The sequence below is a fragment of the Mesorhizobium sp. EU05-FHT14A09 genome (genome assembly GCF_058790995.1).
Genome location: NZ_JBYTDF010000002.1, coordinates 46,894 through 62,596, shown reverse-complemented (window position 1 = coordinate 62,596; position 15,703 = coordinate 46,894). Strand labels below are relative to the sequence as shown.

General features: G+C 60.9%; 15 protein-coding genes and 1 tRNA gene. 3 read left to right on the top strand and 13 right to left on the bottom strand.

Going from position 1 to position 15,703, the window contains the following annotated elements:
• Positions 1 to 68: 68 nt before the first annotated feature.
• The 4 genes from AC3WTO_RS07650 to AC3WTO_RS07635 form a co-directional block, all read right to left on the bottom strand.
• A complete protein-coding gene (locus tag AC3WTO_RS07650; protein WP_492460111.1) occupies positions 69 to 338 on the bottom strand; it encodes a hypothetical protein in 270 nt (89 codons plus the stop codon).
• Between the two features lie 196 nt (positions 339 to 534).
• Positions 535 to 1,728, bottom strand: coding sequence for a septal ring lytic transglycosylase RlpA family protein (locus AC3WTO_RS07645; RefSeq protein ID WP_492460110.1), 1,194 nt, complete (start codon positions 1,726 to 1,728; stop codon positions 535 to 537).
• Between the two features lie 246 nt (positions 1,729 to 1,974).
• Positions 1,975 to 2,865 (bottom strand): PhzF family phenazine biosynthesis protein, encoded by an 891-nt coding sequence (locus tag AC3WTO_RS07640; RefSeq protein WP_492460109.1) that lies wholly within the window; start codon positions 2,863 to 2,865, stop codon positions 1,975 to 1,977.
• A 24-nt stretch (positions 2,866 to 2,889) separates the two neighbouring features.
• On the bottom strand, positions 2,890 to 4,044 hold the full coding sequence (locus tag AC3WTO_RS07635; protein ID WP_492460108.1) for an epoxide hydrolase family protein: 1,155 nt from the start codon (positions 4,042 to 4,044) through the stop codon (positions 2,890 to 2,892).
• Positions 4,045 to 4,143: 99 nt separating this feature from the next.
• Between AC3WTO_RS07635 and AC3WTO_RS07630 the strand changes: the two genes are divergently transcribed.
• Positions 4,144 to 5,025: a LysR substrate-binding domain-containing protein gene (locus AC3WTO_RS07630; RefSeq protein WP_492460107.1), complete on the top strand. Its 882-nt coding sequence runs from the start codon at positions 4,144 to 4,146 to the stop codon at positions 5,023 to 5,025.
• Between the two features lie 89 nt (positions 5,026 to 5,114).
• Here the strand turns inward: AC3WTO_RS07630 and AC3WTO_RS07625 are convergent, their stop codons facing one another.
• Both AC3WTO_RS07625 and AC3WTO_RS07620 read right to left on the bottom strand, forming a co-directional pair.
• Positions 5,115 to 5,720, bottom strand: coding sequence for a nucleotidyltransferase domain-containing protein (locus AC3WTO_RS07625; RefSeq protein WP_492460106.1), 606 nt, complete (start codon positions 5,718 to 5,720; stop codon positions 5,115 to 5,117).
• A gap of 30 nt (positions 5,721 to 5,750) precedes the next feature.
• A tRNA-Ser gene (locus AC3WTO_RS07620) sits at positions 5,751 to 5,840 on the bottom strand.
• 240 nt (positions 5,841 to 6,080) lie between these two features.
• On the opposite strand from AC3WTO_RS07620, the gene AC3WTO_RS07615 reads away from it, so the two are divergent.
• Together AC3WTO_RS07615 and rimO are read left to right on the top strand one after the other, a co-directional pair.
• Positions 6,081 to 6,767, top strand: a complete 687-nt coding sequence (locus AC3WTO_RS07615; protein ID WP_492460105.1) for a TerC family protein — start codon at positions 6,081 to 6,083, stop codon at positions 6,765 to 6,767.
• Between the two features lie 169 nt (positions 6,768 to 6,936).
• A complete protein-coding gene (gene rimO, locus AC3WTO_RS07610; protein WP_492460104.1) occupies positions 6,937 to 8,253 on the top strand; it encodes a 30S ribosomal protein S12 methylthiotransferase RimO in 1,317 nt (438 codons plus the stop codon).
• 90 nt (positions 8,254 to 8,343) lie between these two features.
• Here rimO and AC3WTO_RS07605 read toward each other — a convergent pair whose 3' ends face one another.
• The 7 genes from AC3WTO_RS07605 to AC3WTO_RS07575 form a co-directional block, all read right to left on the bottom strand.
• Positions 8,344 to 9,411 carry a BMP family ABC transporter substrate-binding protein gene (locus tag AC3WTO_RS07605; protein ID WP_492460103.1) on the bottom strand — a complete coding sequence of 356 codons (1,068 nt, stop codon included), beginning with the start codon at positions 9,409 to 9,411 and terminating at the stop codon, positions 8,344 to 8,346.
• Positions 9,412 to 9,461: 50 nt separating this feature from the next.
• On the bottom strand, positions 9,462 to 10,382 hold the full coding sequence (locus AC3WTO_RS07600) for an ABC transporter permease (RefSeq protein WP_492460102.1): 921 nt from the start codon (positions 10,380 to 10,382) through the stop codon (positions 9,462 to 9,464).
• A 1-nt stretch (position 10,383) separates the two neighbouring features.
• Entirely contained in the window at positions 10,384 to 11,499 is a 1,116-nt protein-coding gene (locus AC3WTO_RS07595; RefSeq protein WP_492460101.1) for an ABC transporter permease, read from the bottom strand.
• Positions 11,496 to 13,070 (bottom strand): ABC transporter ATP-binding protein, encoded by a 1,575-nt coding sequence (locus AC3WTO_RS07590; RefSeq protein ID WP_492460100.1) that lies wholly within the window; start codon positions 13,068 to 13,070, stop codon positions 11,496 to 11,498. Before AC3WTO_RS07590 ends, AC3WTO_RS07595 begins: the two co-directional genes overlap by 4 nt.
• Positions 13,071 to 13,191: 121 nt before the next feature.
• Complete coding sequence (locus AC3WTO_RS07585) at positions 13,192 to 14,169, bottom strand: quinone oxidoreductase family protein (protein WP_492460099.1); 978 nt, start codon at positions 14,167 to 14,169, stop codon at positions 13,192 to 13,194.
• A 2-nt stretch (positions 14,170 to 14,171) separates the two neighbouring features.
• A complete protein-coding gene (gene pcsA / locus AC3WTO_RS07580; protein WP_492460098.1) occupies positions 14,172 to 15,002 on the bottom strand; it encodes a phosphatidylcholine synthase in 831 nt (276 codons plus the stop codon).
• Entirely contained in the window at positions 14,975 to 15,589 is a 615-nt protein-coding gene (locus AC3WTO_RS07575; RefSeq protein WP_492460097.1) for a DUF1326 domain-containing protein, read from the bottom strand. The genes pcsA and AC3WTO_RS07575 overlap by 28 nt, the downstream gene beginning before the upstream one ends.
• Between the last annotated feature and the right edge of the window lie 114 nt (positions 15,590 to 15,703).

The window sequence follows — 15,703 nt, the reverse complement described above, 5'->3', positions numbered from 1 at the left end:
AATGGGACGTTATCAGGATCGCCGGTCATGGATCAATCGCCGGCGCGGCGCCCACGCGAAGATATTGATCATCTTTCGCGCGACCATAACCCGCAGTAGACTGATCGACCTGATTTGGGATCCCTGAGCGTTTTGAAGATCGTTCGTGGCATGTCCACGAAACGAGCAAATTTCTCCGCCTTTGCAATTTCGTCGGCAGGACCAAACCAAAATTGGAAGAATGGCTTGGGGAGTTTTGATTTCACATATTTGATCTTGACGACAAGGGACTCCCCGCCACCTTTAGGTGACGAAAATTTACAATCCATCGTCAAAGGCCGCATTCCGGCCTTATCCATCTGCTTTCCGTAAGAAATTGTTTGACTTACGCTCTTCCAATCCCCGCTCCGAGGCGCACTCGCGTCCGTGGCTGATATGCATCCCGATAAAACCATGCCAGTCAGCGTCACCGCTCCAATCGAATGCATCCCGAGGAGCCGTCGACGTTGACATTTCATTTTGAGATACTCCTGCTGAGTTCTCTCTGGGCGTTATTCAGTCGCGAACCGCAAAAGCATCCGGCGCGCCATGACTCCAGGCCGCCTCCAGCATGCTATCCACACTCATGCGGCCGTCCTGGTATAAGTTGACCGAATACCAGTCCTTGCCGTCGAGCTTTGCCTCGTCGATCTCGACACGGCCATAGGCCTTCAGTGCCGTTGCTACCTGTTTTGCTTCCCTGGCATTGTCGAACGTACCGGCTGCCACGTAGTCGTCGGACGGATCCTCCGGTTGCTTCCAGCTGCCCAGCGCAGCTGCCGGCCCCTCGAGCGCCGCAAAGGCGCTCGCGGAACGCTCCGTGCGCTCTGCGGCATAGTTCAGGCTCGCCATTTCGAACGGCAGTTTCGGGCTCACGGCGAAGTCGGGCCGCGCCGGCGCGATCGGACCGAAATCCGGCAGCGCAACGCTGTCGGCTCCCACTGGCTGCGCGGCCAGGACAGGCTCAGGCAGCGACGTTGTATCCGTCAATTGGCCGGGGAATGGAATGGCAGAGGCACTTGCACGAACTGGGACACTCGGCATCGACCCGTTCATGGCGACCATCACACCGGTCGGCAGTCCATCGGATGGATCCGGAATCCGGTTGCCGGGATGGTAGGAGGCCATGAGATAGGAATCGTCATTGCCTTCGAGCGGTGCGCGCCCGACATAGTCGACCTTGACCCGGGCAGTGCCGATTTTCGAATAACCCAACATATCCGCGGCGCGCTTGGACAGGTCGATCAGCCGCCCCTCGTGATAGGGGCCGCGATCGTTGACGCGCACGATGACCGAACTACCGTTGTCGAGATTGGTGACACGGGCATAGCTGGGCAACGGCATGGTCGGATGTGCGCCGGTGAGCTGCGACAGGTCATAGACCTCGCCATTGGCGGTCATGCGGCTATGGAAAGCCTCACCATACCAGGACGCGGTCCCGGTCTTGGAGTAGCGCTTTTCTTCCTTCGGATAATACCACTTGCCGCGTACCTGATACGGCTTGCCGAGCTGATCGCGCCCGCCTCCGCGGCGCATGGCGACGCGCGGGCTGGCTTTGACGCCATATTCGGATTCGGCAAAATATTCCTTCGAGCGCTTCTTGCTCACCATGCTCTTCGGTTCGGATGAAGCACAGGCAGCAAGCAGACCGGCCGAGATGGCCAACAGCGCATAAGTGGAGATACGACGAAAACGCGCCGGGCCTGCCATACTGAACTGTCCCCTCCAAACAACGGCGACGCTACTCAAACACGGGCGAAGCCGAAGCGTATCGTGTGACAGACTTGTCCGACGCCCCGATCCCCAGAGCCCCTTTTTTGCGCAGGAAATGCTTATCACACACTTAACCGACTATGGTTCGAACCGGGCGAGATTGTGGCGGAATGACGGCATTGTGCCGCGAGGTCCTCGTAAGTTGCCGGTTCCGGTCGCTCAACTTTCCTGCCTTTGATGTACTCAAAGCATCAATCTTCCTTCGGCGGCCACCACTCCGCTTGCGCTGATCCGCACCGCGATGTTGTCGATTTCAACTTCGATTAGGCTCGGACGGCCGAGTTTCGTGCCCTGCTCGATAATAACGCGTCCAGGCAGAGCAAGGCCGTGACGGACGAGATGGGCAGCCAGTGGGCCTGCTGCCGTACCCGTCGCTGGATCCTCGGCGATACCCATTGTCGGATTGAAGAAGCGGGCATAGGCGAGTGCGCCGGAGGTTGGTGGGTCTAGGCTGAAAACATAGCAGCCTTCGCCACCGGCCTGTCGCAGGATCGCGCCGAGCGCGTCAACATCCGGCCTGGCGGCATCGACGGCTTCGCGGTCTCGGAGCGCGACCATCAGGTGGCCCGCACCGGTATCGACTACCTGTATCGGCGGGCCGTCGCCATTGACGGTGTCGGGCGCAAGGCCGAGCGAAGCAGTCACGCCTGCGTGATCCTCCACCTGGTTTCCCCATCGGGCGGGAGATTGCGCCATCGTGACGCGGATCGGTTGGCGGGGCGTTGCGTCGATGGACAAAGGAAAGAGTTGCCCGCCGATCTCTTGTATGAAGTCTGTTCGCCCTTCCCTCAATTCCAGCCGTCCGGATTGCGCAAGCCAGAGCCAGGCACCGAGGGAATTGTGTCCTCCTGCCCCGAAAACCTCGTGCCCCGCGGCGGTGAAAGAGCGCAACCGCCGCGTTGCACCGGGAAGCGTCGCTTGCAGGACGAAGGTCGTCTCGACCAGGTTGAACTCGCCCGCGATGGCGGCCAGCCTGTCGTCCGGCAGTTGTTCGCCGCCTTGGACGACGGCCAGCGGATTGCCTGCAAGTGGGCTGGAGGCGAAGACATCAATGATGGCGAATGGCAACGACATGGCTGTTCTCGCGAAAGTTAGCGTTCAAGCGGTCAGTTTCGAAAAGAATGCGCGGATATCCTGCGCCAACAGATCCGGCGCGTCCGACGCGGCAAAATGGCTGCCGCGCGGCATCTCGGTCCAATGCGCGATGTTGTTGGCGCGTTCGGCGAAGCTGCGTACGGAGCGGAAATCATTTGGGAAAACCGCGACGCCGGTTGGCGTCGGGTTCATCACTTCGCGGTAGCCGGCACCCGTCTGCTGGTCTTCGTAGTAGACGTTCGCCGCAGATCCGCCAGTTCCCGTGAACCAGTAGAGCGATGCCTGCGCCAGGAAACGGTTGCGATCGACATTGTCGATGTTGTTGCCGTCGAAACCGAACCAGAGCTCGGTGTTCCAGGCCATCTGGGCGACGGGCGAGTCGACGAGCCCGTAGGCAAGCGTACCGGGACGCTTTGCCTGTATCTGATGATAGCCGTTGTACTTCTCGAAATTGGCGAGGATCGCCATACCCTCCATCTCGAAAGGCGTGAGCCTGTCCATTTCGCCATCCGCGCCGGTGGGAAAGGCGAAGATCTGCAGCACATGCGTGCCGACGAGGCCGTTCGGTTGCAGGATTCCCAGTTCGCGCCCGATGCCGGAGCCAACATCGCCGCCATGCGCGCCATAGTGGCCATAGCCCAATCGTTTCATGAGCGTGTCCCATGCCCTGGCGATCCGAACCGAATCCCAGCCGCGCTCACGCAGCGGACTGGAGAAGCCGAATCCGGGCAGCGAGGGGATCACCAGATCGAAGGCCTGCCCGCCACTGGTCGGGTTGGTCAGCGGCTCGATCAGGTCGAGGAACTCCATCACGCTACCCGGCCATCCGTGGCTGAGAATCAGCGGAAACGCACCGGGATGCCTGGACCTGATGTGCAGGAAATGGATTGGCTGACCGTCGATCTCCGTGATGAATTGCGGATAGCTGTTCAACCGGGATTCATGCTCGCGCCAGTCGAAGTCATTCATCCACTGGTCGACGAGTTCCATCACGAAGCTGGCCGGCTGCCCACGCGAATGATCGTTGGTCGTGGCGTAGGGCCAGCGGGTCCTTTCGAGACGTGCTTTCAGGTCGGCGATTTGCATGTCGGACACTGCGATCTGGAATGGCCGGATTGCGGTAAGATCCGATGGGGCGGCGCGGCTGGCCAAGGACATGTTTTCCTCCTTGCTTGGAGCGTTTCGATGTCCAGACTTTCGTTCTCGCGGCCCATGAAAAAAATGGAGATTTTGCCCTCGAGCCTATAGAATATCTATATGGTTGCTCTGAATCGCATTCCCCTGAATGGCCTGCGCGCGATCGAAGTGGCGGGCCGCCTTGGCTCGTTGGCAAAGGCGGCGGATGAGATGGGCATCAGTGTTGGCGCGGTGAGCCAGCATGTCATCCGCACCGAGAAGCTGCTTGGACGCCCCGTGTTCGAGCGCACTGCGCGCGGTCTGACACCGACGCCATTCGGTGCGCGGATGCTGACTGCGCTGGCGCCGGCGTTCCGCTCGATCACACAGGCACTGGATCAGGCCGGTTCGAACGACCGTACCGTGCTGGCTGTAACCACCACGCCGGTCTTCGCCACCCGATGGCTGGTGCCGCGGCTCAGCGCGTTTCAGCGGAAGCGGCCAGAAATCCAGGTGCGTATCGAAACGGGTCTTACTTTGACCGACCTCGATCGGTCCGACCTCGATGTCGCTCTGCGCATGGGCCGGGGCACGTGGCCGGGCACCAGCGCGGAATTGCTTCTGCGGCAGCGCATCTTTCCGGTCTGTGCCCCGGCGCTCGCTTCCAATCTGAGGATGCCGGCCGATCTGAAATCAGCTCCAGTGATCCGTTACCCTGCCATGGAGAACTGGACGGACTGGCTGGCCCCGCACGGCATGGTCGAGGCGGATTTGCCGCAAGGGTTGAGTTTCTCCGATGCATCCCTGTCGCTTGAAGCGGCGACGGCCGGCCTCGGGGTGATGATCGCCTGGCAGGCGATCGCCGCTGACGCGCTTGCCGACGGCAGGCTGGTCAAGCCATTCGAGTGGGAAGTCGAAACCGGAATCGACCTCTGGTTCGTCGTGTCCGCGGCCCACGCAAATGATGCCAAGATCGTCGCCTTCAAGCGCTGGCTGAAAAGCGAACTGGCCGGGCAGGAATGATGATGCGGTTGCCGATGTTTCCTCGTCTACCCGGGTCCTATTTATGCCGATTGTTCACCCGAGGCGCTTTTAGCCTCGCCGCCAATCCTTCAATCCCTGCGGAGAGAAGCGATCCATTCATGGCCAGGATGCATTGCCTCAAGCCAGCCTAGTAACTCAGCCCTCTCCCCGGCTTCGAGGCTGGGCAGTGCGGTACGAAAATCGAGATCATCCTTTTCACGGCGATGCTTCGCCTTGAACAGCAGCACGAGAGCCGGAGCCAGGTAGGCAATTCCGGCAGAGGTCCTGCGGATCGCCGATGTCCTCGGCACGCGGATCGAAGGCTCCCTCTTGTAGACCCAGAAGTCCCGCGTTCCGCGTTCGATCATCATGTCCACGCGCCACAAACCCGTGGTCATGTCGGCTCCCCAAAGCTGCCAGAGATCAGTGGGAAGCGCAGCCTTGGCAGGATGATGCGTCAGGATGCCGTCACGAGCAGCGAAGAATTCCAGATCCGACAGAAGCCCGCGACAATGTCCTACCTGATCGGGCAGAACAACGAACTCCAGATCTTCATGCTCGCGGGTCTGGCGCCCATGCCACAGATCCAAGGCCCACCCGCCGACCACATACCAACTGGGATCACGGTCCCCAAGCCGCAAGGCCAGATCCTGCGGCGCCCACGGTTCCCAGGCATCTTCTGGAGGAGGTTTCATGCCGGCGCTTGTATCAATCGCTGGGAACAGTGGCGGAGGGAGTGGGATTCGAACCCACGGTGACATCGCTGCCACGCCGGTTTTCAAGACCGGTGCCTTAAACCGCTCGGCCATCCCTCCACAGTCCGGCGTAAGGGCGATTGCCTTGCTGCCGAACCAGTCGAAACCGGCTTTAGCGCTTTCCGGTTCCCAGCGTCAACGGGATCGACGCTGTCATAGCGGTTGTCGGTTGTGATAGCCTTGTCAAGCAAGAGCTGAAGTACCGGCTTTCCACGACCTTTGCGTGCCCGGCGCTTGACGCCACAGGTCGATGCTCGTAGGGCCAGATTCACAGAACCCCGATGAGGAGCGCTTCCATCGATGGAAATCTTCACCGCAGCAGGTTTGTCGGCTCTTCTCCAGGTCATCGCCATTGATCTCGTGCTTGCCGGCGACAACGCAATCGTCATTGGCCTTGCTGCGGCCGGACTTCCCAAAGATCAGCGCAAGAAAGCAATCCTCGTTGGCATCGCCGCTGCGACGGTTCTTCGTATCATTTTCGCCCTCATTACCCAGTGGCTGCTTGCCATCGGCCCGATGCTGCTCATCGCGGGCGGCCTGCTGCTTTTGTGGGTGTGCTGGAAGATGTGGCGCGAACTGAGCGTCACGCACGAAGAAGAGCACGAGGCAACCGAAGCTCTGGACGATATCGACAGCCCCAAAGCCTCGTCCGGTCCCGCGCGAAAAACCTTTGCCCAGGCCGCCTGGCAGATCGTCATCGCGGACGTGTCCATGTCGCTCGACAACGTGCTTGCCGTTGCCGGTGCCGCGATGGAACATCCGACGGTGCTGATCATCGGCCTCGCGCTGTCGATCGCGCTGATGGGGTTTGCCGCCTCCTTCGTCGCCCGGTTGCTGCACCGCTACCGCTGGATCGCCTATATCGGCCTGCTCATCATCCTTTACGTCGCACTCAAAATGTTGCTCGACGGCGCGGTCGAGCAGTTTCCCGAACAGTTCCAGTTCCTGACGCCGTGGTTCGGCAAGGAAGCCGGCGCCGCGCATTGATGGATCGGCCCCTGTCCCGGCAAGCCTCGCGGCAGGTGCGGTTTGCTTGGTCCTGGAACTGTGCTATTGCGCCGCTGAATTTTGCGCCGCCTGAGGCGCACCAATTGAAAACCAGAGATTTCCGGGCCGGCCTGCAAGGGTTCCGGCCCGCGTCCATTGGAACGCCACGATGACCGCAGCGCCTCGTATCAGCTTTGTCAGCCTCGGATGCCCGAAGGCACTGGTCGATTCCGAACGCATCCTGACCCGGTTGCGCGCGGAAGGTTACGAGATCTCGCGCAAGCATGACGGCGCCGACCTCGTCGTGGTCAACACCTGCGGTTTTCTTGATTCCGCGCGAGACGAATCCCTCAACGCCATCGGCACGGCGCTGAAGGAGAACGGCAAGGTCATCGTCACAGGATGCATGGGTGCGACGCCCGAGCTGATCCGCGAAAAACATCCGAATGTCTTCGCCATCACCGGTCCGCAGGCCTATGAAAGCGTGATGGCGGCTGTGCATGAAGCAGCGCCGCCGGCGCATGACCCGTTCACCGACCTGGTGCCGCCGCAGGGCGTCAAGCTGACGCCGCGCCACTACGCCTATCTGAAGATTTCCGAAGGCTGCAACAACCGCTGCACTTTCTGCATCATTCCCGATCTGCGCGGTGATCTCGTCTCACGCCCGGCCGGGGATGTGCTGCGCGAGGCAGAAAAACTCGCAGCCGCTGGCGTCAAGGAACTGCTGGTGATCTCGCAGGATACCAGCGCCTATGGCGTCGATATCAAATATGCCAGCAGCCCGTGGAGGGATCGCGAAGTGCGTGCCAAATTCCTCGACCTGTCGCAGGAACTTGGCGAGCTCGGCGTCTGGGTACGCATGCACTATGTCTATCCCTACCCGCATGTCGCGGACGTCATCCCACTGATGGCCGAAGGCAAGATTCTTCCCTATCTCGACATTCCCTTCCAGCATGCCTCGCCGCAGGTGTTGAAAAACATGCGGCGGCCAGCCCATGGCGAAAAGACGCTGGACCGTATCCGTTCCTGGCGCGAATCCTGCCCGGACCTCGCCATTCGTTCCACCTTCATCGTCGGCTTCCCCGGCGAGACCGAAGAAGACTTCGAGATGCTGCTCGACTGGCTGGACGAAGCCAGGATCGACCGGGCCGGCTGCTTCAAGTACGAGCCGGTCAAGGGCGCGCGTTCTAACGATCTCGGCCTCGAGCAGGTTCCGGATGAGGTCAAGGAAGCACGCTGGCACCGCTTCATGCAGCGCCAGCAGAAGATCTCGGCCGCACAGTTGCAGAAGAAGGTCGGCAAGCGCCTGCCCGTCATCATCGACGAGGCGAACGGCACGGTCGCCAAGGGGCGCACGAAGTACGACGCGCCGGAGATCGACGGTTCGGTGCACATCCAGTCGCGCCGGCCGCTGCGTCTCGGCGACATCGTCACCGTCAAGATCGATCGCGCCGATGCCTACGACCTGCACGGTATGGCTGTCTGACATTTCCCGGACCGAGACAGCAGTCTACCTCACCTCTGAATCAAAAAGGGCGCCTTCCAGGGCGCCCTTTCCATTCCAGATGCTGCCTGCTTACTGCGGCAGCTTGTCGTCAACGCCCTTGACGTAGAAGTTCATGCCGAGCAGCGTCTTGTCGTCGGCCACTTCGCCGTCCTTCAGCCAGGCCGATCCGTCCTGCTTGGCGACCGGGCCCGTGAACGGGTTCCAGCCGTCGGCGATCTTCTTCTGGGTCGCTTCCGCCATTGCCTTCACGTCATCCGGCATGTTGGTGTAAGGCGCCATGAATACCGCGCCGGCCTTGATGCCGTCCCAGCGGTCTTCCGGTTTCCAACTGCCGTCCAGCGCCTTCTCGACCCGTTCGATATAGTAGGGAGCCCAGTCGTCGACGATCGCGGTATACTGCGACTTCGGCGCGAACTTGATCATGTCCGAGGCCTGACCGAAGCCATGCAGGCCGCGCTCCTGCGCCACCTGCAGCGGCGCGGTGGAATCGGTGTGCTGGACGATGATATCGGCGCCCTGGTCGAACAGCGCCTTGGCGGCGTCAGCTTCCTTGCCCGGATCGAACCAGGAATTGACCCAGACGATCTTGGCCTTGAAGTTCGGATTGATCGACTGCGCACCCAGCATGAAAGAATTGATGCCCATCACCACTTCCGGGATCGGGAAGGAGACGATGTAGCCGGCAACGCCGCTCTTCGACTGCTTCGCAGCAATCTGGCCGAGGATGTAGCGGCCTTCATAGAAGCGGGCATTGTAGATGCCGAGGTTCGGGCCAGTCTTGTAGCCGGTGGCATGCTCGAACTTGATGTCCGGGAACTTGTTGGCGACCTTCACTTCGGCGTCCATGAAGCCGAAGGAGGTACCGAAGATCAGTTTGCAGCCCTGGCGCGCCAGACGCTCGAAAGCGCGCTCGGCATCGGGACCTTCGGCGACGTTTTCGAGGAAAGCGGTCTCGACCTTGTCACCCAGCTTCTTTTCGACCGCCTGACGGCCCTGGTCATGCTGGTAGGAGTAGCCGAAGTCACCCACCGGGCCGACATAGACCCAGCAGACCTTGAATTTATCCGCGGCTTCCGCGGAGACGGCAACGGACATCGCCGCCGCCGAAGTCATCAGGGCAATCAGTAGTTTTTTCATGATGTTACCTCTCTGGATTAACCTTGCTATGCTAGTGTTCTTTTGGGTTGTCAACGATCTGGAACGAAAGCCTGCCCGAGTGAGGCCGGGGTGTTCATCATGGTCAGGCGCTTGTTGCGCGAGATGATGACGAGCACGACGATGGTGGCGAGATAGGGCAGCGACGACAGGAACTGCGACGGCACCGGGATGCCGAAGGCTTGCGCATGCAGCTGGCCGATCCAGACCGCACCGAAGATGTAAGCACCGGCAAGCACGCGCAGCGGCCGCCAGGACGAAAACACCACCAGCGCCAGCGCGATCCAGCCGCGGCCGGCCGTCATGTTCTCCACCCATTGCGGGGTGTAGACAAGGGACAGGTGACCACCGGCGAGGCCGGCGCAAGCGCCGCCGAACATCACCGCCAGATAACGATACTTGATGACCTGGATGCCGAGCGCGTGAGCCGAGGCGTGGCTGTCGCCGATCGAACGCAAGGTGAGCCCGGTGCGCGTCTTGAACAGGAACCACGACACGCCGAACACCAACGCGATCGAGATGTAGAAGATCGGATCCTGGCCGAACAGGATTTTGCCGACCACAGGCAAGTCGGTCAGCAAGGGGATGTAGAGGTTGGGCAGGCGTTCGCCCGGGAGGCCAACGAAGCCCGTTCCGAGCATGCCGGACAGCCCGAGCCCGAGCAGCGTCAATGACAGGCCGGTGGCGACCTGGTTGGTGGCGAGCGACAGCGTCATCACCGCAAACAGCAGCGAGAATAGCGAACCGACGACGATGGCTGCGATCAGGCCGATCCAGGGTGAACCGGTCAGGAGGCCAGCACCGAAGCCGGCAACTGCGCCCATCACCATCATGCCCTCGACACCGAGGTTCAGGACGCCGGAGCGCTCGACCACCAGCTCACCGATGGCGGCGATCAACAATGGCGTCGCCGCGGTGGCAATGGTCAGAAGAATGCTGACGGTCATATCCATGTCAGTGAGCCTCTTCCAGCTTCGGCGAAGCTTCCAGTTTGGGTGACGGTGCCAGGCCGACGAGCCGGATGCGGTAGTGGATCAGCGTGTCGCAACCCAACACGAAAAACAGCAGCATGCCCTGGAAGACGCGCGCCACCTTGTCGGAAATGCCGAGCACGCTCTGTGCCGCTTCACCGCCGAGATACGTCAACCCAAGCACCAGGCCGGCGGCGACGATGCCAAGCGGGTTGAGGCGCCCGAGGAAGGCAACGATGATGGCGGTGAAGCCGTAGCCTGGTGAAATCGAAGGCTGCAGCTGGCCGATGGCACCGGAAACTTCCGATATGCCGGCAAGCCCGGCTAAGGCGCCAGAGAGCATGAAGGCGAAAAACACCATGCGGTTGAAGCTGAAGCCGGCAAACCGCCCTGCCCGCGGGCTTGAGCCCAGCACACGGATCTCGAAGCCCTTCAGCATGCGGCTCATCAGGATCCAGACCAGAATCGCGGCGACGAGCGCGAAGACAAAGCCCAGATTGGCGCGGCCGGACATCGGCATCAATTCCGGCAATACGGCGGATGGATTGAACTGTACCGTTTGCGGGAAATTGAAGCCCTTGGGATCGCGCCAGGGTCCACGCACCAGCCAATCGAGGAACAGCTGCGCGACATAGACCAGCATCAGGCTGGTCAGGATCTCATTGGTGTTGAAGCGGGTCTTCAGGAATGCCGGGATCGCAGCATAGGCAGCTCCCCCCACCATACCCATCAGCAGCATGAGCGGCAGCACGTAAGGGCCCTGCATGTCCGGATAGAGCACCGGAATGACCGAACCAACGATCGCACCGAAGACAAACTGACCCTCAGCGCCGATGTTCCAGATGTTGGAACGGAAGCAGACGGACAAGCCGACGGCGATCAGGATCAGCGGAGCTGCCTTGATCGCCAGTTCGTGCAACTGCCACACCTCGGTGATCGGCGAAATGAAGTAGGTGTAGAAGGCCGTCAACGGGTTGATGCCGAGCACTGCGAAAAGGATCGCGCCTGCAATGATCGTCAATCCGAAGGCGATAAACGGCGACAGCGCCGAAAACAGCACCGAGCGTTGCGGGCGCTTGACGAGTTCCAGGCGCATCACGCGGTCTCCAGCTTCTGGTCGATGTGACCGGGTTCTGCTCCGCCCATCAGCAGGCCGATCCTTTCGAAAGTCGCGTCGGCGATCGGGATCGGCTTCGACAGTTCGCCATTGTGCATGACAGCGATGGCGTCGGAGATCTCGAACAGCTCGTCCAGATCCTGACTGATGACCAAGACGGCCGAGCCGCTACGCGCCAGTTCGATCAGGGCCTGGCGGATATGGGCCGAGGCGCCGGCATCGACACCCCAGGTCGGCTGGTTGACGACCATGACGGTCGGCTGGCGGTCCAGTTCGCGACCGACGATGAATTTCTGCAGATTACCGCCCGAAAGCGCTGCCGCCTCTGGATCCGGCGCGCTCTTGCGTACGTCCATCATCTTGATGATGCGTTGTGCCGCGTCATAGACGGCACCGCTCTTGACCATGCCGCCCGAGCCGACAAATGCCTTGCCGTCGGTTGCATAGCGGGAAAGCAGCAGATTTTCGGAAAGCTTCATGCGCGGAGCGGCGCCATGGCCCAACCGTTCTTCCGGCACGAAAGCCGCGCCGAGCAGGCGGCGACCGGTGATATCCAGCTTGCCGGCATCCTTGCCACGAATGCGCACCGCATCGGCACTGGTCTGCAGCACTTCACCTGACAGTGCCTCGAACAACTCGCCCTGGCCGTTACCGGCAACGCCGGCGATGCCGAGGATCTCGCCCGCCTTCACGGACAGCCAGATGTTCTTGAGCGGCGTGGAAAACGGTCCGGCCGGCTTGCGGCTCAAACCGCAGACACTGAGCAGTTCCTGCGCACCGTCGAGCGTGATCGGTGTCCGTTCGGCGGATTTCACCTCGTTGCCGACCATCATGCGGGCCAGCGACGAAGCGGTTTCCTCGCGAGGGTTGCAGTGGCCGACGACCTTGCCGTGCCGCAGGACGGTCGCCCGGTCACACAGGCGTTTCACCTCTTCGAGGCGATGCGAAATGTAGAGGATCGACTTGCCCTCAGCACGCAGCCGCTCAAGCGTTTCGAACAGCTTGTCGGCTTCCTGCGGTGTAAGCACCGAAGTCGGCTCGTCGAGGATGATCAATTGCGGCGCCTGCAGCAAGCAGCGGATGATCTCGATGCGTTGGCGTTCGCCGACGGAAAGATCGCCGACGAGCGAGTCCGGGTCGAGCGGCAGGCCATAGGAGTATGACAGTGCCCGGGCTTTGGCGGCGATCGTACCGATTGGTGCGCCATCGTCGAGCGAAAGCGCGATGTTCTCGGCGGCGGTCAGTGCCTCGAACAGCGAAAAATGCTGAAAGACCATACCGATACCGAGCTTTTTTGCGACGCTCGGACTGGTCATCCTGACCGGCTGCCCTTCCCAGCGTATCTCGCCGGAATGCGGTTCCAGCGATCCGAACAGCATCTTCACGAGCGTCGACTTGCCGGCGCCATTTTCGCCGAGCAGCGCGTGGATCTCGCCTTTCTGGATGGTGAGGTCGATGTGGTCGCACGCAGTCAGCGTGCCAAATACCTTCGTCAGCCCGCGAACCTCGAGCAGGCTCGTGGCGGCTTCTCGTGTACTCACAGTGCCTCCCATTCGGTTTTCCCGAATATGTTCTGTGTTCCCGCAATCATCGTAGGCAGTAGCGGCTTAACTCCGATAGCGGCACGCAAATTGAAAGAGCTTCAAGAATTTCAGCGAAACAGCAAGCGAATGCTCAAGGAACAAGCACTGTCGTCCCTGTGGTCTTGCGTCCTTCAAGATCGGCCTGGGCTCTGCCGGCGTCCTTCAAAGAATAGGTCTGGTTGATCTTGATCTCGACTACGCCTTTCGCCACCACGTCGAACAGGGCCTTTGCCGAGGCCTCGAGATCCTCGCGTCTGGCGTTGTAGACGAACAGTGTCGGTCGGGTGGCAAACAGCGAGCCCTTTTGCGACAACAGCGCGATGTTGAAGGGTGGGATCGGTCCCGATGACTGGCCAAAGCTGACGAAGGTGCCGAGCGGGCGCACGCAGTCCAGCGAACCGGGAAATGTGTCCTTGCCAACCGAATCATAGACCACGTCACATTTTCGGCCGTCGGTCAGCCGGGCCACTTCGGCGACGAAGTCCCGCGTCCTGTAGTCGATGACGTGGTCGTAGCCATGCGCCCTGGCGAGTTCGGCTTTTTGCGGGGAGCTGGCCGTTCCGATGACTGTTGCGCCAAGATGCTTGGCCCATTGCCCGAGGATCAGCCCGACACCGCCAGCAGCGGCATGATAGAGGATCGTATCACCCTGCCCGACCTTGAAGGTGCGACGCAGGAGATATTCGGCCGTCATGCCCTTCAGCATCATGCCGGCGGCCTGCTCGTCGCTGATGCCGTCAGGGATTTTCACGACTCGGTCGGCGGCGATGACGCGCTCCTCGGCATAGGCACCCACGTTGGTGGCATAGGCGACCCGGTCCCCCAGCTTGAGCCCGTCAACACCTTCACCCAGTTCCAGGACGACACCGGCGGCTTCCCCTCCAGGGACCAGGGGCAGCCCGTTGGGAGCCGGATAAAGCCCGGTGCGGAAATAGATGTCGATAAAGTTGAGACCGATCGCCGTATGCCTGACAAGGATCTGGCCAGCACTCGGGCGGCCCGGATCGGCGTCCTCATAGACCAGGGCTTCGGGGCCGCCATGGGCGTGGATGCGGATCGCTTTGCTCATCTTCAAACTTTCCTGGCGCCAAGATTGGGGAAGAACTGCATGACGCCGCCGATACAGAACAGGTAGATACCGGTAATGCTGATGCCGATCTTGGTGAAAAGGCTGACCTGCTCGCCGAGAACACCGATCTGGTTGTAGAAACTGGCAAGTGCTGACTGCGCCAGTGCCAGTGCGCCGAAGCCGCACCAGAGCAGCGTGACGGTGAGGTTCACCGGCCGCAGCCGCACCACGCGGACCGGGTGCAGGAAATTGATCGGCACAAAGGTGAGGATGCCGGCGATCACCACCACGGCAAAGGACACCCATTGCCCGGGTTCGATGACGAACAGCGTGAAGACCACCATGTTCCACACCACCGGGAACCCCTTGAAGAAATTCTCCTTCGTCTTCATGCCGGTGTCGGCATAGTAGATCGCACTCGACACGACGATGATCGCCGCCGACAGGAACGACAGCCCTTCGCCCATGAAACCGCGCTGATACAAGGCGAAGGCCGGGATCAGCACGTAGGTCACGTAGTCGATGATGTTGTCGAGCAGTTCGCCGGACCAGGTCGGCAGGATTTCCTTCACCTCCAGCTTGCGCGCGATCGGCCCATCTATGCCATCGACGAACAGAGCGAGACCGAGCCACCAGAACATCGCCGTCCAGCGTTGTTCGCTTGCGGCCACCAGCGACAGGAAAGCCAGGAATGAACCGGACGCCGTGAGCAGATGGACGGAGAACGCCCTCGCTTGCGGCCAGGTCACCTTCTTCTTCGGGAGCGGGATGCGCTCGGCGATCTTCTTTGCGGTTGTTTTCGTCTTCACGGGCCCCGCCAATCCAGCTTGCATATCTCGGCCGAGCGGCCGGCGAAATTCCAATTGCGGCCGAAGGCGCGCATGCGACTCTTGTCCGACTTGGCGACGATGATCTCTGGCGCGATCCAGTATTCAGAGTTGCTGATCACCGTGTCCTTGCCACGCGCCTTGCCGGGAATGGGTGTGATCGCGCCATCGATGATCTTCGGAATCTGGAAGACGCGCGTGCGATCCTGCGTTTCATAGCTGATCGGCACCTGTTCGACACCGAGGAATTTGCCGACCAGGATCGACAACAGCGATGTGGTACCGCCGGCCTTGCCGGTGAAGATGCGGGTCAGCGCCTTGACGGCATGGATCGACGCGCGCTTGTCGATGAACAGGCCCGCGGTCCAGTTGCCGCGGCTCATATAGCCCGGGATTTCCATGACCAGCCCGAGATTGAGCCCGGAAAGATCGACTTCCCCGGAATGACCCGCGTCGATTCGAAAACCGGCCCAGGTTTGGCAATAGCCTTCCGTCGGCGGATGATTGCCCAGCGACAGCACGCAAGGGCAGAAAACCGTGCAATTGCAGGAAAGTACAAGCTCTCCTTTCATCGCCCAACTGTGGTCGGTCATCGCCGGCTGTCCCTCTAGAGCAATTCCAGGAAAAGTGCGGACGGGTTTTCCGTCCGGAATTGCGTAGAAACAAAGAGTTAGAGCGTTTCCGCGTTTCCGTGAGAACGGAATGCC

Coding starts and splice junctions, on each gene's coding strand:
- AC3WTO_RS07600 (WP_492460102.1), bottom strand. CDS start 10,382: ATGGATATGACCGTCAGCATTCTTCTGACCATTGCCACCGCGGCGACG.
- AC3WTO_RS07605 (WP_492460103.1), bottom strand. CDS start 9,411: ATGAAAAAACTACTGATTGCCCTGATGACTTCGGCGGCGGCGATGTCC.
- AC3WTO_RS07640 (WP_492460109.1), bottom strand. CDS start 2,865: ATGTCGTTGCCATTCGCCATCATTGATGTCTTCGCCTCCAGCCCACTT.
- AC3WTO_RS07590 (WP_492460100.1), bottom strand. CDS start 13,070: ATGGGAGGCACTGTGAGTACACGAGAAGCCGCCACGAGCCTGCTCGAG.
- AC3WTO_RS07615 (WP_492460105.1), top strand. CDS start 6,081: ATGGAAATCTTCACCGCAGCAGGTTTGTCGGCTCTTCTCCAGGTCATC.
- AC3WTO_RS07635 (WP_492460108.1), bottom strand. CDS start 4,044: ATGTCCTTGGCCAGCCGCGCCGCCCCATCGGATCTTACCGCAATCCGG.
- AC3WTO_RS07650 (WP_492460111.1), bottom strand. CDS start 338: ATGGATAAGGCCGGAATGCGGCCTTTGACGATGGATTGTAAATTTTCG.
- AC3WTO_RS07630 (WP_492460107.1), top strand. CDS start 4,144: ATGGTTGCTCTGAATCGCATTCCCCTGAATGGCCTGCGCGCGATCGAA.
- AC3WTO_RS07585 (WP_492460099.1), bottom strand. CDS start 14,169: ATGAGCAAAGCGATCCGCATCCACGCCCATGGCGGCCCCGAAGCCCTG.
- rimO (WP_492460104.1), top strand. CDS start 6,937: ATGACCGCAGCGCCTCGTATCAGCTTTGTCAGCCTCGGATGCCCGAAG.
- pcsA (WP_492460098.1), bottom strand. CDS start 15,002: ATGCAAGCTGGATTGGCGGGGCCCGTGAAGACGAAAACAACCGCAAAG.
- AC3WTO_RS07625 (WP_492460106.1), bottom strand. CDS start 5,720: ATGAAACCTCCTCCAGAAGATGCCTGGGAACCGTGGGCGCCGCAGGAT.
- AC3WTO_RS07645 (WP_492460110.1), bottom strand. CDS start 1,728: ATGGCAGGCCCGGCGCGTTTTCGTCGTATCTCCACTTATGCGCTGTTG.
- AC3WTO_RS07575 (WP_492460097.1), bottom strand. CDS start 15,589: ATGACCGACCACAGTTGGGCGATGAAAGGAGAGCTTGTACTTTCCTGC.